This window comes from Streptomyces geranii (genome assembly GCF_002954775.1).
In the GTDB taxonomy this organism is placed as follows: domain Bacteria; phylum Actinomycetota; class Actinomycetes; order Streptomycetales; family Streptomycetaceae; genus Streptomyces; species Streptomyces geranii.
Genome location: NZ_PJME01000042.1, coordinates 32,066 through 50,693, shown reverse-complemented (window position 1 = coordinate 50,693; position 18,628 = coordinate 32,066). Strand labels below are relative to the sequence as shown.

General features: G+C 72.7%; 18 protein-coding genes. 11 read left to right on the top strand and 7 right to left on the bottom strand.

All coding sequences use genetic code 11. From position 1 onward, the window contains the following. Positions 1 to 72 precede the first annotated feature (72 nt). The gene (locus CW359_RS34495) at positions 73 to 768 is read right to left on the bottom strand and encodes a GntR family transcriptional regulator (protein WP_105974153.1); all 696 of its coding nucleotides are present in this window, start codon (positions 766 to 768) and stop codon (positions 73 to 75) included. Between the two features lie 170 nt (positions 769 to 938). Here CW359_RS34495 and CW359_RS34490 point away from each other — a divergent pair, with 170 nt between their 5' ends. The 5 genes from CW359_RS34490 to CW359_RS34470 are packed head-to-tail and all read left to right on the top strand — an operon-like array spanning position 939 to position 5,360. Next, on the top strand, positions 939 to 2,258 hold the full coding sequence (locus tag CW359_RS34490) for an MFS transporter (RefSeq protein WP_105974152.1): 1,320 nt from the start codon (positions 939 to 941) through the stop codon (positions 2,256 to 2,258). Further along, on the top strand, positions 2,255 to 3,076 hold the full coding sequence (locus CW359_RS34485; protein ID WP_105974151.1) for a putative hydro-lyase: 822 nt from the start codon (positions 2,255 to 2,257) through the stop codon (positions 3,074 to 3,076). The genes CW359_RS34490 and CW359_RS34485 overlap by 4 nt, the downstream gene beginning before the upstream one ends. A gap of 33 nt (positions 3,077 to 3,109) precedes the next feature. Further along, positions 3,110 to 3,862, top strand: coding sequence for a LamB/YcsF family protein (locus CW359_RS34480; RefSeq protein WP_105974150.1), 753 nt, complete (start codon positions 3,110 to 3,112; stop codon positions 3,860 to 3,862). Positions 3,863 to 3,876: 14 nt separating this feature from the next. Further along, complete coding sequence (locus CW359_RS34475) at positions 3,877 to 4,494, top strand: 5-oxoprolinase subunit B family protein (RefSeq protein WP_105974183.1); 618 nt, start codon at positions 3,877 to 3,879, stop codon at positions 4,492 to 4,494. After that, positions 4,491 to 5,360 carry a 5-oxoprolinase subunit C family protein gene (locus tag CW359_RS34470; RefSeq protein WP_105974149.1) on the top strand — a complete coding sequence of 290 codons (870 nt, stop codon included), beginning with the start codon at positions 4,491 to 4,493 and terminating at the stop codon, positions 5,358 to 5,360. The genes CW359_RS34475 and CW359_RS34470 overlap by 4 nt, the downstream gene beginning before the upstream one ends. Before the next feature lie 405 nt (positions 5,361 to 5,765). On the opposite strand, the gene CW359_RS34465 is transcribed toward CW359_RS34470, so the two are convergent. The 5 genes from CW359_RS34465 to CW359_RS34445 all read right to left on the bottom strand — a co-directional run bounded on the left by CW359_RS34465 (position 5,766) and on the right by CW359_RS34445 (position 11,196). Next, positions 5,766 to 6,623 carry an SGNH/GDSL hydrolase family protein gene (locus tag CW359_RS34465; protein WP_105974148.1) on the bottom strand — a complete coding sequence of 286 codons (858 nt, stop codon included), beginning with the start codon at positions 6,621 to 6,623 and terminating at the stop codon, positions 5,766 to 5,768. Beyond that, entirely contained in the window at positions 6,620 to 7,822 is a 1,203-nt protein-coding gene (locus CW359_RS34460) for a glycosyltransferase (RefSeq protein ID WP_198655500.1), read from the bottom strand. Before CW359_RS34460 ends, CW359_RS34465 begins: the two co-directional genes overlap by 4 nt. Then, positions 7,819 to 8,943, bottom strand: coding sequence for a glycosyltransferase family 4 protein (locus tag CW359_RS34455; RefSeq protein ID WP_105974147.1), 1,125 nt, complete (start codon positions 8,941 to 8,943; stop codon positions 7,819 to 7,821). The genes CW359_RS34460 and CW359_RS34455 overlap by 4 nt, the downstream gene beginning before the upstream one ends. A gap of 128 nt (positions 8,944 to 9,071) precedes the next feature. Next, positions 9,072 to 10,502, bottom strand: a complete 1,431-nt coding sequence (locus tag CW359_RS34450) for a HEAT repeat domain-containing protein (protein WP_105974146.1) — start codon at positions 10,500 to 10,502, stop codon at positions 9,072 to 9,074. A gap of 301 nt (positions 10,503 to 10,803) precedes the next feature. Further along, a complete protein-coding gene (locus tag CW359_RS34445) occupies positions 10,804 to 11,196 on the bottom strand; it encodes an ankyrin repeat domain-containing protein (protein WP_105974145.1) in 393 nt (130 codons plus the stop codon). A gap of 247 nt (positions 11,197 to 11,443) precedes the next feature. On the opposite strand from CW359_RS34445, the gene CW359_RS34440 reads away from it, so the two are divergent. Beyond that, positions 11,444 to 11,638, top strand: coding sequence for a hypothetical protein (locus CW359_RS34440; RefSeq protein ID WP_105974144.1), 195 nt, complete (start codon positions 11,444 to 11,446; stop codon positions 11,636 to 11,638). A 37-nt stretch (positions 11,639 to 11,675) separates the two neighbouring features. Then, on the top strand, positions 11,676 to 13,244 hold the full coding sequence (locus tag CW359_RS34435; protein ID WP_105974143.1) for an ATP-binding protein: 1,569 nt from the start codon (positions 11,676 to 11,678) through the stop codon (positions 13,242 to 13,244). A 227-nt stretch (positions 13,245 to 13,471) separates the two neighbouring features. Here CW359_RS34435 and CW359_RS34430 read toward each other — a convergent pair whose 3' ends face one another. Next, positions 13,472 to 14,971 (bottom strand): SCO1417 family PLP biosynthesis transcription factor, encoded by a 1,500-nt coding sequence (locus CW359_RS34430; RefSeq protein WP_105974142.1) that lies wholly within the window; start codon positions 14,969 to 14,971, stop codon positions 13,472 to 13,474. 108 nt (positions 14,972 to 15,079) lie between these two features. On the opposite strand from CW359_RS34430, the gene yczE reads away from it, so the two are divergent. The 4 genes from yczE (at position 15,080) to CW359_RS34410 (ending at position 18,559) form a co-directional block, all read left to right on the top strand. Continuing rightward, positions 15,080 to 15,733, top strand: a complete 654-nt coding sequence (gene yczE / locus CW359_RS34425) for a membrane protein YczE (protein WP_105974141.1) — start codon at positions 15,080 to 15,082, stop codon at positions 15,731 to 15,733. After that, a complete protein-coding gene (locus tag CW359_RS34420) occupies positions 15,730 to 16,497 on the top strand; it encodes a glycerophosphodiester phosphodiesterase family protein (RefSeq protein ID WP_105974140.1) in 768 nt (255 codons plus the stop codon). Before yczE ends, CW359_RS34420 begins: the two co-directional genes overlap by 4 nt. Positions 16,498 to 16,540: 43 nt before the next feature. Continuing rightward, positions 16,541 to 17,917: an MFS transporter gene (locus CW359_RS34415; protein WP_105974139.1), complete on the top strand. Its 1,377-nt coding sequence runs from the start codon at positions 16,541 to 16,543 to the stop codon at positions 17,915 to 17,917. 267 nt (positions 17,918 to 18,184) lie between these two features. After that, positions 18,185 to 18,559 carry an RNA polymerase-binding protein RbpA gene (locus CW359_RS34410; RefSeq protein ID WP_003977404.1) on the top strand — a complete coding sequence of 125 codons (375 nt, stop codon included), beginning with the start codon at positions 18,185 to 18,187 and terminating at the stop codon, positions 18,557 to 18,559. Positions 18,560 to 18,628: the final 69 nt, after the last annotated feature.

The following is an 18,628-nucleotide window of genomic DNA, read 5'->3' as shown; positions in this document are numbered from 1 at the left end:
GACTCAGAAGCGACCCGCCGTCACCGCGCCACGGGGCAGGTCAGCGGGAAATCGCCCGTCCCGCCCGCTCTCCTAGCCGTCCTCGCCGACCCGCCGCCGGTAGACCTCGACAACCCGTTCGAGGGAGTCGTCGAGATAGACCGAAAGCAGCCCCTCGGCCCGCTCCCGGTCGCCCGCCTGGAGGGCCCGCAGTATCTGCTGGTTGCGTGCGAGATAGGGCTCGTGCAGGCGGCGCGGATCGTCCACGACGTGGAAGGCGAGCCGCAGTTCGGCGAAGACGCTGCGCATCAGCTCGTCGGTGCGGGCGCTGCCGGCCAGTGCGACGAGTTCGGCGTGGAAGTGGATATTGGCCGTACCCACCACTTTCCAGTCACCGTCGCGCGCCGCCCGCTGCCCCTCGTCGACGGCCGCCGCGAGGTTGTCCACGGCGTACGGCGGCTCCCCGAGCCCTCGTACGACGGCGCACTCGACGAGGGCGCGGGTGCGGTAGATGTCCTCGACGTCCTCGACCGTGAGGACCCGTACGAAGACGCCCCTGTTCAGCTCGTGGACGAGCAGGCGTTCGTGCGTGAGCAGCCGGAACGCCTCGCGCAGGGTGTTGCGGGAGACGCCGAGGGCGCCTCCGATGCTGTCCTCGGAGAGCCGGGTGCCGGGCGGGAAGTACCCGTCGGCGATCCGGCTCCTGAGGATGTCGGACACCCGTTCGGCGGTGCTGGTGCGCCCGAGGAGCGCGCGGTCGTCGGCCAGTCCCGTCAACTGCTCTGCCATGCCCGGAATTCAATCGTAGATACAAGAACGAAACAACATAGGTATTGAGGGATCGTTCAACGATCCTCTACCTTGCTGGACAGGCGCCGTCGTATCCACCCGGTGCCGACCGCTCCCGCACGGCCCGCTCATCCCTGAAGCACCCTCCGTCCCTCATCTGCGAGGTGCCCATGAGCACAACCCCTCCACCACAGGCCCCGCCCGCCGAGACGCTCCCCGGAGCGGGTGAACCCGCCGTCGACGAGGGCGCGTTCGCCTGGCTGCGGGCGCTGGGCCCGCGCGGTCGCCGAGCCTTCGGCGGTGCGTTCGGCGGCTACGCCCTGGACTCGTACGACTACTTCACGCTGCCGCTCAGCATGGTGGCGCTGTCCGCGTACTTCGGTCTGAACAGCGGCCAGACCGGGCTGTTCACCACCGTCACCCTGGTCGTCTCGGCGATCGGCGGCGCCGGCGCGGGCGTCCTCGCGGACCGGATCGGCCGGGTCAAGGCACTGATGATCACGGTCATCACGTACGCGGTCTTCACCGTGGCCTGCGGCTTCGCGCCCAACTACGAGACCCTGCTGGTGTTCCGCGCCCTCCAGGGCCTCGGTTTCGGCGGCGAGTGGGCCGTCGGCGCGATCCTGGTGGCCGAGTACGCGAGCCCGAAGCACCGCGGTCGTACGCTCGGCGCGATCCAGAGCTCCTGGGCCGTGGGCTGGGGCCTGGCCGTGATCGTCTACACCACGGTCTTCACGTTCCTGGACGACGACCTGGCCTGGCGCGTGATGTTCTGGACCGGCGCGCTGCCCGCGCTGCTCGTCGTCTGGGTGCGCCGCTCGGTGCAGGACGCGCCCAAGGCGGTCGCCGAGCGCGAGAAGAACCCCAACAAGGGCTCGTTCAAGGAGATCTTCCGGCGCGGTACGCCCGAATCGCCCGGGCTGCTCCGCGTCACACTCTTCGCGGTCCTGCTGTCCACCGGCGTCCAGGGCGGCTACTACACCCTCGCCACCTGGGTGCCCACCTACCTGAAGACGGAACGCGGGCTGTCGGTCGTCGGCACCGGTTCCTACCTCACGTTCCTGATCTCCGGGGCCTTCATCGGCTATCTGACCGGCGGTTATCTCACCGACCGGATCGGCCGCAGGCGCAACATCTGGCTCTTCGCGGTCCTCTCGGCGCTGTGCATCCTGGCCTACGCGAACATCCCGAACGGCGCCAACACCCTGCTCCTGGTGCTCGGTTTCCCGCTCGGGTTCTGTATGTCTGCGATCTTCAGCGGCTTCGGCTCCTATCTGAGCGAGCTGTACCCGACCGCCGTACGCGGCACGGGGCAGGGCTTCACCTACAACACCGGCCGGGCCGTCGGCGCCGTCTTCCCCACCACGGTCGGCTTCCTGGCCGACAGTTGGGGTGTGGGCGGCGCGCTGGTCTTCGGCGCGATCGGATACGGCATCGCCGCCCTGGCACTGCTCGGGCTGCCGGAGACCCGCGGGAAGGAACTTCAGTGAACCGTACGGAAGACCGCCCCTTGACCCTCGTCGACGAGCACGCGCACGCGTGGAGCCCGAAATCGGCGCGAGCCCGGTTCCGTACGGGCCTGACCGGCCCCACCGCGGGCGTCGCCGCAGGCCACACCCAGGCCAACCTGATCTCGGTGCCCGCGGACTGGGCGTACGACATGCTGCTGTTCTGCCAGCGCAACCCGAAGCCCTGTCCGGTCCTGGACGTCACGGACGCCGGTTCCTGGACGACCGTCCTCGCCGAGGGCGCGGACCTGCGCACCGATCTGCCGCGCTACCGGGTCTGGCGGGACGGCGAACTGGTGGAGGAGCCCACGGACGTGCTCGCGCACTGGCGCGAGGACCTGGTGACGTTCCTCATCGGGTGCAGTTTCACCTTCGAGTGGGCGCTCGCGGAGGCGGGCGTCCCGATCCGGCACATCGAGCAGGGGCGCAACGTCCCGATGTACGTGACCGGCCGTCAGTGCCGGCCCGCGGGGCGGCTGCACGGCCCCATGGTCGTGTCCATGCGCCCGGTGCCGCCCGAGCATCTGGCGGCGGCGATCCGGGAGAGCAGCCTGCTCCCGGCGGTGCACGGCAGCCCCGTACACTGCGGCGATCCGTCGGGGCTCGGCATCGACGACCTCGGCCGTCCGGACTTCGGCGATCCGGTGGAGCTCCAGCCGGACGACATCCCGGTGTTCTGGGCCTGCGGAGTGACCCCGCAGGCCGCGGTGATGGCCTCCCGCCCGCCCTTCGCCATCACCCACGCGCCGGGCCAGATGTTCCTCACCGACACCCGCGACGAGCAGTACCGCGTCGCCTGACCGGAGCGCGACAAGCGTGACAGGAGTCCCGGAATGATCGACCTGAACGCCGACCTCGGCGAGGGCTTCGGCCGCTGGCGGCTGACCGACGACGAACAGCTGCTGTCCGTCGTCACCAGCGCCAACGTGGCCTGCGGCTTCCACGCGGGGGACGCGGTCACCATGCGGCGGGTGTGCGAGCTGGCGGCCCGGCGCGGCGTACGGATCGGCGCCCAGGTCTCCTACCGCGACCTCGCGGGGTTCGGGCGGCGCGCGATGGACGTGCCGTCCGACGAGCTGACGGCCGAGGTGGCCTATCAGATCGGCGCCCTTGAGGTCTTCGCACGGGCGGCGGGCACGCGCGTGTCGTACGTCAAGCCGCACGGCGCGCTCTACAACCGTGCCGTGCACGACGAGGAACAGGCGAAGGCGGTGATCGACGGTGTGCTCCTGGCCGGCGGCAGCCTGCCCGTGCTCGGGCTGCCGGGCTCGCGCCTGCTGGAACTGGCCCAGGGGGCGGGCCTCCCGGCCGTCACGGAGGCGTTCGCGGACCGCGCGTACACCGACGAGGGCACCCTCGTGCCGCGCGGCCAGGAGGGGGCGCTGGTGACCGACCCGGAGGCGGTGGTGGCCCGCTCCGTGACCCTCGCCCGGACGGGAGTGATCGCGGCGCGCTCGGGGACGCCCCTCGCGGTCCGTGCCCGCTCCCTGTGCGTGCACGGCGACACACCGGGCGCGGTGGACCTGGCCCGCCGGGTCCGGGAGCGGCTGGAGGCGTCGGGCGTCCGCGTGGAGGCGTTCGCATGAGCGGCACGAAGGGCATGCGGGCGCTTCCCCTGGGCGACGACGCACTGCTGGTAGAGGTCTCCTCCGGCGAGGAGGCCCAGGCCCTGCACGCGGAACTGCTGCGCCGCCGCGCGGAGGGCACACTGGCCGTACGGGAGATCGTCCCCGCGGCCCGTACGGTCCTCCTGGACGGCCTCCCCGACCCCGCCCGCCTGGCCGCCGAACTGACCGCCTCAGAGGTGCCCCCGGTGCTCCCCCTCACCCAGGAGATCGTCGAACTCCGGGTCCGTTACGACGGCCCGGACCTCGCCGACGTCGCCGCCCTGTGGGGCGTATCCGAGGAGGCGGTGGCCGGCATCCACGCGGACACCGAGTTCCGGGTCGCGTTCTGCGGTTTCGCACCCGGCTTCGGCTACCTCACCGGCCTCCCGTCCCGCTACGACGTACCGCGCCGCGCGACCCCGCGTACCTCCGTCCCAGCCGGTTCGGTGGCGCTGGCGGGCCCGTACACGGGCGTGTACCCGCGTTCGTCGCCGGGCGGCTGGCAGCTGATCGGTACGACGGACGCGGTCCTGTGGGACCACGCGCGCGTGCCCGCCGCTCTGCTGTCTCCGGGCACCCGGGTCCGTTTCGTGCGGGTGGCATGCCGATGACCGACCGAGCCCTCGCCGTCGTACGGGCCGGGGCGCTGACCACCGTGCAGGATCTGGGACGCCCCGGGTACGCCCATCTCGGGGTGCCCCGCTCCGGCGCCCTGGACGCGCCCGCGGCGGCGCTCGTCAACCGGCTGGTCGGCAACCCGCCCGGGGCAGCCGTCCTGGAGACCACCCTCAACGGCTGCTCCCTGCGCCCCCGCTGCGCGGTCACCGTCGCGGTCGGCGGCGCCCCCTGCCCGGTCACGGTGGACGGCCGCCCGGCGCCCTGGGGCGCTCCGGTACGGGTGTCGGCGGGCGCGCTGCTGGACATCGGAACGGCCCTCTCCGGCGTACGGACCTACGTGGCCGTCTCCGGCGGAGTCACCGTCGAACCCGTCCTCGGCAGCCGCTCCACCGACCTGCTGTCCGGCCTGGGCCCACCGCCCCTGACGCACGGCGCGGTGCTCCCCCTGGGCCACGAGATCGGCGTCCACGCGCGCGTGGACGTCGCGCCGCAACCGGCGCCCCCGGCCGAACTCGTCCTCCGGGTGACGGTCGGCCCCCGCGACGACTGGTTCACACCGACGGCCCTCCGCGCGTTCACGACGTCCACGTACCGGGTGTCCTCGGCGAGCAACCGCATTGGCCTGCGTACGGAAGGCCCACCCCTGGAGAGGGCCTTTCCCGGCGAACTCCCCAGTGAGGGCATGGTCCTGGGCGCGGTCCAGGTACCCCCGGACGGCAGACCGGTGGTCTTCCTGGCCGACCACCCGACCACCGGGGGCTACCCGGTGATCGCCGTCGTCCGCACAGCCGACCTGCCCGCAGCAGGTCAGGCGACCCCGGGCACCCCGGTGAGGTTCGTGCCGGTACGCCGCCGCTGACCGGGCGGGCCTGCCCTGTCAGCGGCGCACGCCGGAGAAGGAGCCGGGGGCGGCGCGATGCCTGCCGATCGCGTGGCCGTCGGGCGCCTGCTCCGCGCTCTCGCCTCGCCCCGTTCGCCTCCCCTCGCTCGGCTCACCCAGATTCGGGTTCCTCGCGCGAGGGACGGCCCCGGGGCGTTCCAGGTCGCCTCGAAGGGCCCGGGCGGGCTCCCCCGCGCCATGGTCGGACCCTCTCCCATCGCCCGCCGCGAAGGGCGGGACGACGTCTCCGCCGCCGTGCACCAGAGCATCCCCCGCGCTCGAACCAGCCCCACGACAACCACGCCACGCGGGGACCCGGGTGCGCCCCGCTCGCCTCAGCCGTTCGCTTCACGGGCCCCTCCGGTCCCGACCGGCGCCCGAGTTCTACGCCACGTCCGGCCCGACCCCGTGCTCCCCGACCGCCAACGCGGCCAGGGCCGCCGCCACGGCGTGCGACGCCCCCAGGTCGAGACGCGCGCTCGTGCCCCGCGCGCGATGCCGGACCTCCTGGGCGGCCAGCCGCAGCAGTTGCGGCAGCAGGTCGGTGCAGCGCCGCGCCACCCAGCCCGTGCCCGCCGTGGCCAGCCAGCGCAGACTGGCCGACCGGGTGGGCGCGGGGCGTTCCGGCGCGGCCGACGGGCCCGCCCCGTCCGCTACGCCCGCCTCCGTGAGCAGCATGTGGAAGCGGACCGCCAGCTGCCGATGGCCCTGCTCGCCGGGGTGCAGCCGGTCCGCGCTCCACATCTCGCGCCCCCGGAGCCACTCCCCCTCGGCGGCGTGCAGATGCACGGCGCCGTAGCGCTCGGAGAGGGCGTGGACGACCGTGTTGACCGCCCGTTGGCGTCGGGCCAGCGGGTTCGCCAGGACGCCGGGCAGGCCCAGCATCGCCCCGGGGTCGGGCAGGCACGCCGTGAGCAGGAGGGCGCCCCGCTCGGTGAAGGCCGCGTAGACCTCGTCGAGCCGGGCGGCCACCGCGTGGATGTCGAAGGTGCGGCGCAGGGTGTCGTTCACGCCGATGACGACGGACACGACGTCCGGTTCGAGGCCGAGACCCGTCGGCGTCTGCTTCTCCAGCACGTCACGCGTCTGGGCCCCGCTGACCGCGAGGTTGGTGAACTCGGCCGGCGTGTCGCCGAACCCGCCGGCGAGCAGCGCGGCCCAGCCGCGCCACCCGTCGTCCACGCGATCGCCCACGCCCTCGGTCAGCGAGTCGCCGAGCGCCACGAACCGCAGCGGTCTCATGCGACGCCCTCCGGCACGACGGGCCGCACGGGCACGTCACCGGCGGACGGCACCCGCGCGTCGTGCGCCGCGAGGAACGCCTCCACGGCGGCCGACCAGCCGAAGCACTCCGCACGCGCGCGTGCCGTCTCCCGGCGCTCCCGCTCGGGCCGTGCAAGCAGCAGCCGTACGGCGTCCGCGAAGGCCTCACCGTCGTCGGCCGCGACGGCTCCGGCGGAGCCGATCACCTCGGGCAACGCGGAGGACGCGCTGACGACCACGGGCGTACCGCAGGCCATGGCCTCCAGCGCGGCGAGCCCGAACGTCTCGGCGGGCCCGGGGGCCAGGCACACGTCGGCGGACGCCTGGAGTCCGCCCAACAGTGCCCGGTCGGCGACGTGCCCGAGGAAGGTGACCGGCAACCGGCGCTCGCGCGCCCGCTGCTCCAGGCGGGCCCGCAGCGGCCCGTCCCCGGCCACCACGAGCCGTGTCCGGTGCCCGCGCCGCAGGAGCGCCTCCAGGGCGTCCAGGGCCGTTCCCGGCCGCTTCTCGACGGACAGCCGGGAGCACATCACCAGGAGCGTCTCGTCCCCGCGCGCGTGCAGGGCGCGCAGCTCCGGGTCCCGCAGCGACGGGTGCCGCAGGACCAGGTCGACGCCCAGCGGGGCCCGTACGACATTGCGGGCGCCGATCCGGACGAACTCGCGCTCGGCGAACTCGGTGGTGCACACCACGCGCGCGTAGGTGTGTGCCGTACGGACGTTGAGGGCGTCGGCTGCGCGCCGGGAGAGGTTCTCCGAGAGGCCCCAGGTGCGCAGGACTCCGTCGGCGGTCTCGTGGGAGACCATCACCGCGGGGACGCGGGCCCTGCGCGCCCACCGGCCGGTCCACCTGAGGGTGGTCCGGTCGGACACCTCCAGGCGGTCCGGCGCGAGTGATTCGAGCAGGGCGGCGACGCGCCGCTTGTCGGTGAGGACGCGGTAGCCGCCGGTGCCGGGCAGCAGCGGGCCGGGCAGGGTGATCACACGGCCCTGCTCGGTGTCGCGGTCGCTCGCGCGCTCGCCGGGCACGATGAGGACGGGTTCGTGCCCGGCGGCCCGGTAGCCGGTGCCCAGTTCGCGCAGCGCGGTGCGCAGGCCGCCCGAGGCGGGGGCGACGAAGTTGGCCAGCCGGACGATGCGCAGCGGGCCGGTCGCGGTGCAGGGGGGCTCGCCGTTCACGCCGCCACCACCGTCCGCGCGGTGAGGATGTCGCCGTAGTGGCCGACGAGCTGGTCGCCGACGGCCGCCCAGGTGCGGCCCTCGACCATCGCCCGCGCGGCGGCGCCGTACGCGGCCCGCAGCGCCGGGTCACCGGCCAGGGACCAGACCGCGTCCCGTACGGCCGCCGCGTCGCGCGGCGGGACCAGCAAGCCGGTGCGGCCGTGGGCGACCAGGTCGAGCGGTCCGCCGGCGGCGGGCGCGACGACCGGGACGCCGCTCGCCATGGCCTCCTGCACGGTCTGGCAGAAGGTCTCGAAGGGGCCGGTGTGCGCGAAGACGTCCAGCGAGGCGAAGATCCGGGCGAGTTCGTCGCCGGTGCGGCGGCCCAGGAAGACCGCCCCGGGCAGCTGCTCGCGCAGTCCCGGCTCGCTGGGACCGTCGCCCACGACGACGACCCGTACGCCGTCGAGGCCGCAGACCCCGGCGAGGAGTTCGACCTGCTTCTCGGGGGCGAGCCGGCCGACGTAGCCGACGATCAGCTCGCCGTTCGGGGCGAGTTCGCGGCGGATGGACTCGTCCCGCAGTTCGGGGCGGAAGCGCACGGTGTCCACCCCGCGCTGCCAGAGCTTCACCCGGGGCACGCCGTGCGTCTCCAGGTCGTGCAGGGCCGCGCTGGACGGCGCGAGGGTCAGGTCGGCGGCGGCGTGGACGGAGCGGATGCGGCGCCAGGCTGCCGCCTCACCCGCATGAACGTACGTGCGAGCGTATCCGGCCAGATCGGTCTGGTAGACGGCCACGGCGGGGATGCCGAGCCGGGCGGCGGCGGCCATGCCGCGCACGCCGAGGATGAAGGGGCTCGCCAGGTGGACGATGTCCGCGCGGTGCTCGGTGATCGCGGCGGCGACGCGTCGGCTGGGGAGGGCGACGCGGACCTGGGGGTAGCCCGGGAGCGGTAGGGAGGGGACACGGACGACGGGGCACGGCGCCGAGGCGTCGGGCCCGGTCCCGGCGGCGGTGGCCGGGGCGACGACGAGGGGAACGTGACCGCGATCGACGAGGTGCCGGGCGGTCTGGAGCGCGCAGTGGGCCACGCCGTTCACATCGGGGGGAAAGGATTCGGTCACGATGACGACACGCATAGGGGTGTTGTCGCCGTACTGGACGTGCTCGCGTCAACGTCGATCTTTCCGGCCGGGAAACGTCCCATGAGCGTTGCGCACCGCCCCCTCGCGGGTCGGTGCGCGTCCACGCGCTCCTGACCCCCGAGTCATCCGCCGTTCATACGACGGGTGAAATCGGGCCCGATACGGCTTCTTACGGCGGTCTGGACCTCAGCCTCCTCGGCCGGGTCGGCGGCGAGCCTGCGGAGCTGTTCGACGACCCTGGCGTCGCCGGTCTCGGCGTGCCGGGCGGCGACCTCGCGGGTGGTCTCCTCGCAGTCCCACAGGCATTCGACGGCGAAGCCCGCGGCGAAGGAGGGATCGGTGGCGGCGAGGGCCCGGGCGGCCCGGCCGCGCAGATGGGACGAGGCGGTCTCGCGGTAGACATGGCGCAGGACGGGGGCCGCGCAGACGATCCCGAGCCGTCCGGCGCCGTCCACCAGGGTCCACAGGGTCGGCGCGTCGGGTCCTTCGCCCCGTACGGCCTCCCGGAGGGCTCCCAGGACGAGGTCGCTGTCCCGGGTGGCGCCCAGACAGGCGAGCATCCGTCCGGCGGCGGCGCCCAGGGGATCGGGCCGGTGCACCCACCCGCGCGCGTGGTCGACGGCGGCGATACTGCGCATACGTTCGAATGCGTCCACGGCGGCTTCCACGACGGCCGTCGTGCCGTCGGAGACCGCGCCCTCGATCAGGCCGAGGGCGTCGGGATCATTGCCGTCCGCGAGATAGCGCAGCGCCGTGCAGCGGGCGCCGTCGCCGCCGCTGCGGGCCGCCTCCAGGATCTGCGGCCGGTCCTCGGGGCCCGCCACGGCCGTCAGACAGCGCGCGGCCGGCACATGGAGCACGGCGCCGCGGTCGATGCCCTGCTGGGCCCATTCGAAGACGGCCTGCACGCTCCAGCCGGGGCGGGGCCCGGACGGTCGCATCTGGCGTTGCCATCGGTCGAAGCAGCCGGCCTCCTGGGCGGCACGCACGCGCGTGGAGACCGATTCGCGCGGATCGTCGGCCCACAGCCGCCAGGGCCGTGGCTCGAAGGCGTCCCGCACGACGGCGGCGAGTTCGGCCTCGCCCTCCGCGTCGGTACCGAAGCGGGCCAGCACGGGGGCGGCGAGGGCGCGCAGCCCCGCGTCGTCGTCCCTGAGCGCCAGCTCGTCCAGCGCCCAGGCCCAGCTGGTGCCCGTGGCGGCGTACCTGCGCAGCAGTACGAGCGCGTCGCGCCTGCCGTACGAGGCGAGGTGGCCGAGGACCGCGAGGGCGAGCCCGGTGCGTGACTCGTCGGTGTCGAGGACGTCCTCGGCGTCGAAGAGATGGGCCTCGATCTCGTCCAGCTCGCCATGGAGGTCGAGATAGAGACGGGCGTAGTAAAGGGAGCGGTTCTCCACCTGCCAGTCGTGGCGGGGGTCGCGGAGCACGCATTGGTTCAGTGCCGCGAGCGCCTCGGTCCGCGGTGCGGTGAGTGCGTGCAGCGTGCCGTCGCCGCGGCCCCTCTGGAGCAGGCCGAGCAGCGTACCGCTGGGCGCTATGACCGGATCGAACATGGGAAACAGCCTCACATCAAGCGTCGACGCAACCGGGATCTTGCTCTACCTGGCCACGTGACAACACGTCGGAGCGTCCGCCGTTTCCTGCTTGCTGTAGACCATCTTCCTCTGCCTCTCGTAGGTGGGCCCATGCGGACCGCCTCACGGCCCGCGCGGTGCGGCAACACCTGCCCAGCCATCGCGTCCGTGAATCACGACGTCATGATGACCCGGCTGTTCAAGCTGCCGCGACCGTATTTCCGGCGGCCCCGTTCCGCCTCCCCCGTTTTCCGTGTCTCAGCTGGTCAGTGCGTACGGCTCAGTGTGCGCCGAACAGTTCAAGGAGTTCTGTCTTGCCGAACATCCGTGCGGTGTCGACGGCCGAGGGCATGCCCGCGGCCGGGTTGGCGCCACCCTCCAGGAGGGCCTGGATGACGTCCTGCGCGCCCTTGAAAACAGCCCCGGCGAGCGGGGTCTGACCCCGGTCGTTCACCCGGTCCCCGTCGGCACCGCGCGCGAGGAGCGCCCGGACCGCGTCCGCGTGCCCGTGGTAGGCGGCGAGCATCACCAGGGAGTCGCCGCGGTCGTTGGTGAGGTCCGCCGGGACGCCCGCGTCGACGTACGCCACGAGTGCCTCGGTCTGCCCCTGCCGGGCCAGGTCGAAGACCTTGGTCGCCAGCTCCACGACCTCCGGGTCGGGGGCTTCGCTCATCGGCCGGACCGCCTCTCGTTACAACCGTACGGGTGAATCGTCAGAGTACTGGCTCGGCAGGCGCATGACCCGACACCTCGGCGGCAAAGATCAGCGCGCCCGAACCGCGGCGAATGACACCCGACGGGTCCGCCAGCCGGGTGAAATCCGGCGAAATTCACTCGATTGCACCTTTTATCGTATGGATACATGCAGTGATCCTGGAAGAACTCATGGTGACTGTCCCCACCACACCAGGAGATCTCTCATGATCCTCTCCATCTCAGGCGTCGTTCTGCTCGGCATCATCGTCTTCCTGTTCTTCAAGAAGGACGGGCTCAAGGCGTCGCACGCCTTCGTCGCCGCGCTGTTCGGCTTCTATCTGGCGAGCACCGCCATCGCCCCGAGCATCAAGGCCGGCGGCGAGAGCCTGGCGAGCCTGCTCGGCGGAATCAAGTTCTGACGTCCCTCCCGCCCGCACGCACCTCCAGGAGACAGCAGTGGCCCGGCGCCCCCTCCCCCGCATCCTGAGCAACGGCAGCGCACAGATCGCCCGGAGCCGGGAGCTGGCCCGGACCGCGGCCGACAGCGCGACCGACGTCCTCCATCCGCTGATCACGATCAGCCGGGGTCTTCGCCGACTGGCCGCGGCCGGCCGGCGCAAGTGGGCCGACACGCCCAAGGACAAGCGCGGGCCACTGCTGTTCATGGTGGCCTCGATGGTCCTGGTCGTGGCCCTCGTGCCGTACGGCCCGCTGCTCGCCGTCATCTCGGTGATGGCGGCAGCGGCCTGGCACGGCCGGGACCGCGCCCCCGTGGAGCCCGAGGGCCCCGACGAGTCCCAGACCCAGCGCCTCCAGTCCCTGTACGAGGCACTGGTCCCCTACTTCTCCACCCCCGACGACCCCGATCCCCTCTACGCCCACGGCGGCGACTGGGAGAAGGCCTTCCCCGCGTACGAGTTCGACGGCACCGGCCGCGTCTCGCACCTGCTGGTGCGCTACCCCGCGTACTTCACCGACGGCGAGGCGGGCTCCCGCGCGCGGATCGAGCAGTTGCTGCACGCCAAGTCGGGCCGGGGCCGGGAGTACCACTTCGCGTGGGACGAGGAGGGCAACCAGCTCACGGTCACGGTCCTGCCGCCGCTCCCCACCGACATCGCCGCGCAGCGTTTCGTCACGTCCCCCGGCGAGACGGTGCTCGGCTTCACCGACCCCACCCAGGTGCAGCGCACGCTCCCCCTCGGCCACGGCGAGGAGCAGCGCGACGTCCCGCCGGTCGTCTGGCGCACGGGCCCCCGCTCCACCGAACCGCACCTCCTGGTGATGGGCGACCCCGGCACCGGCACGACGACACTCCTGCGCTCGATCGCCCTCCAGGCCCTCCAGTACGGCGACGTCCTGATCGTCGACGGCAGCGGCACCGGCGAGTACGCGTGCCTGACCGGCCGGGACGGCGTCCTTGCCGTCGAGTGCGCCCCCGCCGGCGCCCTGGCCAGCCTCGAATGGGCCTCCCACGAGACGGAACGCCGCCTCATCACGGCCAACCACGCCCGACAGGCCGGCCAGCCGCTCCCCGACGACACCCGCCGCCCCCTCTGGCTCCTCCTCGACCGCCCTGGCACCCTCGCGCACCTGGCGGCCACCGACGGCCGCCCCGACCCCCAGTCCCTGCTCCAGGTCCCCCTGCGGCACGGCCGGGCGGCGAACGTCACGGTCGTGGTGGCGGAACAGTTCGACGGTACGGACACCCTGAGCGAGGCCGTACGCCAGCACACACGCGCGCGTGTCGTCCTCGGCCCCGCGTCCCCCGCCCAGTTGGAGGCGGTCCTGGGCGCTCCCCCGAACACGACCCCGGTCCAGGCGATGCCCCCGGGCCGCGGCTACGCCCGCCTGGGCACCGGCCCGGTCCACCGCCTCCAGGTCCCGGCCACCCCGGACCCCCACGACGACGCGACGAGCGACGCACAGCGGCAGGCGGTGCTGGGCCTGTTGCCGCCGAGAACGGCTCCACTGGACATGGAGAAGGAGCCGGTGCCCGCGGAGGCAGCCGTGGCGGAGGGCGCGTAACAGCGGCAGGGCTGCCCCGCAGCCTGCGGGGCAGCCCTGGGGCATGTCCGAGAAGTCCCGTCGTCCGCCTGGAGGGCGGGCCCGGCGGCCTCATGAGGGTCCTCCCCCGTTCGAGCGCAGCCGCGAGTCACGGAGCGTGCCGGACGTCGCCGGACTGGAGGGCACTTCCTCTGGGGCGAGACCTGCGGACACGGCCCCAGCGGCGGGCATGCCCGCGACTGCGCTCGCTACGCCACGAAACTACGGGGCGACTCGCCTCCCCCAGACCCCCCGCTCACCACGATCCGCGCCGCCGCGGCCAACCGCAAAGCCGCCTCCTCCGCCACCGCTCCCCCCACGGTGAACGGCAGCCGCACATACCCCTCGAAAGCCCCGTCGACCCCGAAACGCGGCCCCGACGGCACCCGTACTCCCACCCGCTCCCCCGCCTCCGCGAGCCGTGACCCCGACAGCCCGCCCGTGCGGACCCACAGGGTGAGCCCGCCCCGGGGCACCGTGAACTCCCAGTCCGGCAGCTCGCGTCGTACCGCCGTGACCAGCGCGTCCCGGTTGTCGCGGGCCTGTTCGCGGCGCATCTGGACCGCCTGTTCCCAGCCGCCCGTGCTCAGCAGCCAGTTGATGGCCAGCTGTTCGAGCACGGGCGTGCCCAGGTCCGCGTAGGCCCGCGCGGCGACCAGGCTGCGGATCACGTCCGGGGCCGCCCGGACCCAGCCGATGCGCATCCCGGCCCAGAAGGCCTTGCTCGCCGACCCCACCGTGATGACCGTGGACCCGGCGGGGTCGAAGCCGCACACCGGCCTCGGCATCTCCACGTCCGGCTCCAGCCACAGCTCGGTCATCGTCTCGTCGGCGACGAGCACGGTTCCCGCAGACCGGGCCGCGTCCACGAGCTGGCGGCGCTGGTCCTCGTCGGCGAGGGCGCCGGTGGGGTTGTGGAAGTCGGCGACGACGTAGGCGATCCGGGGCGCGGCCTCGCGCAGCACCTGGCGCCAGCGGTCCAGGTCCCAGCCCGCGAGCCCCTCGGCCATCGCGACGGGCACGAGCCGGGCGCCCGCCTCCCGCATCAGCTGGAGGATGTTGGCGTACGACGGCGACTCCACGGCGATGCGCTCGCCCCGGCCGGCGAAGAGATGACAGATCGCGTCTATGGCGCCCATCGCGCCGGTCGTCACCATGATCTGCTCAGGCATGGTGGGGATCCCGCGCGCGGAGTACCGCTCGGCGATCATCGCGCGCAGGGCGGGCAGCCCGGCCGGGTAGTCGCCGTGGGTATGCGCGTACGGCGGCAGCTCCTCCAGGGCGCCCTGGACCGCGCGGGTGAGCCAGGGCTCGGGCGCTGGGAGGGCCGCCGTACCGAGGTCGATCACCGAGCCGAGCGCCTCCGGGGGCAGGGGTTCGAGCCCGCGCGCGGGAAGCGGGTTACCCGCGGGTACGGCCGTCCAGCTGCCCGCGCCGCGCCGGGACTCAAGGAAGCCCTCGGCGCGCAGCGCCTCGTAGGCGGCGGCGACCGTGGTGCGGCTGACGGAGAGCGCGAGGGCCAGTTCGCGTTCGGCAGGGAGGCGGGCGGCCACCGGCACGCGGCCCTCCAGCACCAGCAGGCGGATGCCGTCGGCGAGGGAGCGGTACGCGGGCGGGCGACGGGTGCCGGGGCCGGCGGGGCGGTCCTGCTGCGAGGTGAGCAGTCGGGCGAGCTGTGCGGTACCCACCGCCGAAGTCCACTGCACCATACGAATCAGTCCACCTTCCCCGAATTGGCCATGGATGCGATCCGATCCCAAGCCACAGGGTGTCATGTGTCAGGCCACTACCACCACAGGGGGCAGCTCGTGAGTTCGTTGCCGGCGCAAGGCCGTCTCGGCCGGCGGTTGATCCAGCTCTACACCGGTCTCGCGCTGTACGGCGCCAGCTCGGCGCTGCTCGTCGAGTCGGGCCTCGGCCTGGAGCCCTGGGGCGTGCTCCACCAGGGGCTGGCCGAGCTGACGGGGCTGACGATCGGCGTCGTGTCGATCTTCGTGGGCGCGGCCGTCCTGCTCCTGTGGATACCGCTCCGCCAGCGCCCGGGCCTCGGCACGGTCTCGAACGTCTTCGTCGTCGGCCTCGCGATGGACGGCACGCTCGCCCTGGTCCCCGACGCGCACGCCCTCGCCGCCCGCGTGCCGCTCCTGCTGGCCGGCATCGTCCTCAACGGCGTGGCCACCGGCCTCTACATCGCGGCGAGCTTCGGCCCGGGCCCGCGCGACGGCCTGATGACCGGCCTGCACCGGCGCACCGGCCGCTCGATCCGGCTGGTCCGTACGGCGATCGAGGTCGCGGTCGTGGCGACGGGCTTCGCCCTGGGCGGCACGGTTGGTATCGGTACGGTGCTGTACGCGGTGGCGATCGGACCGCTGGCCCAGTTGTTCCTGCGCGTGTTCGCCGTCCCGGCGGCATCGGACGGCAGCGCGGTCGTTGCCGCCGGTCAACCGGAAGAGGCGATACTGCGACCGTGACCCCGCGGATACGCCATCCCTACCTCGACCATCCCGGCCCGATCCCCTTCGCCCACCGGGGCGGAGCGGCGGACGGGCTGGAGAACACGATGCTCCAGTTCCGGCGGGCGGTCGACGCGGGCTACCGCTACCTGGAGACCGACGTCCACTGCACGGCGGACGGCAAACTCGTCGCCCTGCACGACTCGACGCTCGACCGGGTGACGGACGGCGGCGGCCTGATCGCGGACCTCCCCTGGTCCGACGTACAGCACGCGCGCGTGGCGGGCAGCGAGCCGGTGCCCCTATTCGAGGACCTGCTCGAAGCCTTCCCCGAGGCGCGCTGGAACGTGGACGTGAAGGCCGAGCCCGCGCTGGGCCCGCTCCTGGAGCTGATCGAGCGCACCGGCTGCTGGGACCGCATCTGCGTCGGCTCCTTCTCCGAGGCACGCGTGGTGCGCGCCCAGCGGCTGGCCGGTCCGCGGCTGGCGACCTCGTACGGCACCAAGGGCGTGCTCGATCTGCGGCTGCGCTCCTGGGGTGTGCCCGTGGGGGTGCGCAGGTCGGCGGTCGCCGCGCAGGTTCCGGAGTCGCAGTCGGGCATCCCGGTGGTCGACCGGAGGTTCGTGCGCACCGCCCACGCGCGCGGGCTGCAGGTGCATGTGTGGACGGTCAACGATCCCGATCGGATGCACCGGCTCCTGGACCTGGGAGTCGATGGCATCATGACCGATCACATCGACACGTTGCGCAAGGTTCTGGAGGACCGGGGCACCTGGTTCTGACGCCCCGCGCGCACCGCCTTCACGGGGAAAGCGAGGGGCACGGGTGGGCACCGAAACCGTGCGGGACGACACGGCCGACGAGGCCGCGGGGCGCAAGCGCGAGCAGCGCGGCTGGTACTTCTACGACTGGGCGTGCTCCGTCTACTCGACGAGCGTGCTCACCGTGTTCCTGGGCCCCTATCTGACGTCGGTGGCCGAGGAGGCGGCCGACGCGGACGGGTTCGTGCATCCGCTGGGGATACCGGTCCGCGCGGGCTCGTTCTTCGCGTACTCGGTGTCCCTGTCGGTCATCGTCGCCGTGCTGGTCATGCCCCTGGTGGGCGCCGCCGCCGACCGCTCCGGCCGCAAGAAGCCGCTCCTGGGGGCCGCCGCCTACGTGGGCGCGACGGCCACCGCGGGCATGTTCTTCCTCGACGGCGACCGCTATCTGCTGGGCGGACTTCTGCTGATCGTCGCCAACGCGGCCCAGTCCGTGTCGATGATGCTGTACAACTCCTACCTCCCCCAGATCGCCACGGTCGAGGAGCGCGACGCGGTCTCCTCGCGCGGCTGGGCGTTCGGCTACGCGGCTGGCTCGCTGGTCCTCGTCGTCAACCTGGTGCTGTACACGGCCCACGACTCCTTCGGCCTCTCCGAGGGCATGGCCGTCCGGATCTGTCTGGCCTCCGCGGGCCTGTGGTGGGGCGCCTTCACCCTCGTACCCCTGCGCAGGCTCCGCGACCGCAGGGCCGCCGAAGAGGAGACGGGAGACGAAGCGGGAAAGAAGGCGAAGGCCACCTCCCCGGGGCTGCGGCAGCTCGCGGCGACCATCCGGGACATGCGCCGCCATCCGCTCACCCTCTCCTTCCTGCTCGCCTACCTCGTCTACAACGACGGCATCCAGACGGTGATCTCCCAGGCCTCGGTGTACGGCTCGGAGGAACTCGGGCTCGGCCAGTCCACCCTCATCGGGGCGGTGCTGCTGGTCCAGGTGCTCGCGGTGGCCGGGGCGCTGGGGATGGGCCGACTGGCCCGGGTGTACGGGGCCAAGCGGACGATTCTCGGATCGCTGGTGGCGTGGACGGTGACCCTGGCGGCGGGGTACTTCCTGCCGGCCGGAGCGCCGGTGTGGTTCTTCGTGCTGGCCTCCGGGATCGGCCTGGTCCTCGGCGGCAGCCAGGCCCTGTCCCGGTCCTTGTTCTCGCATCTGGTGCCGCCCGGCAAGGAGGCCGAATACTTCTCGGCGTACGAGATGAGCGACCGGGGTATGAGCTGGCTCGGCCCGCTGCTGTTCGGGATCACCTATCAGCTCACGGGCAGCTACCGGGACGCGATCATCTCGCTCGTGGCCTTCTTCGTCATCGGATTCGTGCTGCTCGCACGGGTTCCGGTGGGGCGGGCGATCCGCGACGCGGGAAATCCTGTTCCCGAAAGGATTTAGCATCGGCGGCAAAAGAGCGGTAGTGTACGCCGTTGGCCTGCCAGGCGGACCGTTACTGCGCGTCAAAGATGACGAAACGCTGGGTGACATCTGCTTTCAGATGTGACAAACCGGGCGCTGGTGGGTACAACAAGGGGCGGCTACGACGGCGACGCATTACCCGAAACGGGACACGGGACGGGAATCTTTACCGCCGACCGGACGTTGACCGGATGACGACGACAGCGACACCTGTCCTGTGGGCGACAAGCCCGGGAGGCACGATTCATGAGTGAGCGAGCTCTTCGCGGCACGCGCCTCGTGGTGACCAGCTACGAGACGGACCGCGGCATCGACCTGGCCCCGCGCCAGGCCGTGGAGTACGCATGCGAGAAGGGACATCGCTTTGAGATGCCCTTCTCGGTCGAGGCGGAGATTCCGCCGGAGTGGGAGTGCAAGGTCTGCGGGGCCCAGGCACTCCTCGTGGACGGCGACGGCCCTGAGGAGAAGAAGGCCAAGCCCGCGCGTACGCATTGGGACATGCTGATGGAGCGGCGCACCCGAGAGGAACTCGAAGAGGTCCTTGAGGAGCGACTGGCCGTACTCCGCTCCGGAGCGATGAACATCGCGGTACATCCGCGGGACAGCCGCAAGTCCGCGTAGCCCTTTCAGGGGGCTGGGCGGCATACAACGCACGCGTGATACCGCGGGTGCCGTACGTGAGGTCTGCGT

Excerpts from the sequence above, each read along its gene's own strand:
- CW359_RS34490 (WP_105974152.1), top strand. The coding sequence starts at position 939 with ATGAGCACAACCCCTCCACCACAGGCCCCGCCCGCCGAGACGCTCCCC.
- CW359_RS34495 (WP_105974153.1), bottom strand. The coding sequence starts at position 768 with ATGGCAGAGCAGTTGACGGGACTGGCCGACGACCGCGCGCTCCTCGGG.
- CW359_RS34455 (WP_105974147.1), bottom strand. The coding sequence starts at position 8,943 with ATGCGTGTCGTCATCGTGACCGAATCCTTTCCCCCCGATGTGAACGGC.
- CW359_RS34480 (WP_105974150.1), top strand. The coding sequence starts at position 3,110 with ATGATCGACCTGAACGCCGACCTCGGCGAGGGCTTCGGCCGCTGGCGG.
- CW359_RS34475 (WP_105974183.1), top strand. The coding sequence starts at position 3,877 with ATGCGGGCGCTTCCCCTGGGCGACGACGCACTGCTGGTAGAGGTCTCC.
- CW359_RS34445 (WP_105974145.1), bottom strand. The coding sequence starts at position 11,196 with ATGAGCGAAGCCCCCGACCCGGAGGTCGTGGAGCTGGCGACCAAGGTC.
- CW359_RS34465 (WP_105974148.1), bottom strand. The coding sequence starts at position 6,623 with ATGAGACCGCTGCGGTTCGTGGCGCTCGGCGACTCGCTGACCGAGGGC.
- CW359_RS34470 (WP_105974149.1), top strand. The coding sequence starts at position 4,491 with ATGACCGACCGAGCCCTCGCCGTCGTACGGGCCGGGGCGCTGACCACC.
- CW359_RS34440 (WP_105974144.1), top strand. The coding sequence starts at position 11,444 with ATGATCCTCTCCATCTCAGGCGTCGTTCTGCTCGGCATCATCGTCTTC.
- CW359_RS34410 (WP_003977404.1), top strand. The coding sequence starts at position 18,185 with ATGAGTGAGCGAGCTCTTCGCGGCACGCGCCTCGTGGTGACCAGCTAC.
- CW359_RS34450 (WP_105974146.1), bottom strand. The coding sequence starts at position 10,502 with ATGTTCGATCCGGTCATAGCGCCCAGCGGTACGCTGCTCGGCCTGCTC.
- CW359_RS34430 (WP_105974142.1), bottom strand. The coding sequence starts at position 14,971 with ATGGTGCAGTGGACTTCGGCGGTGGGTACCGCACAGCTCGCCCGACTG.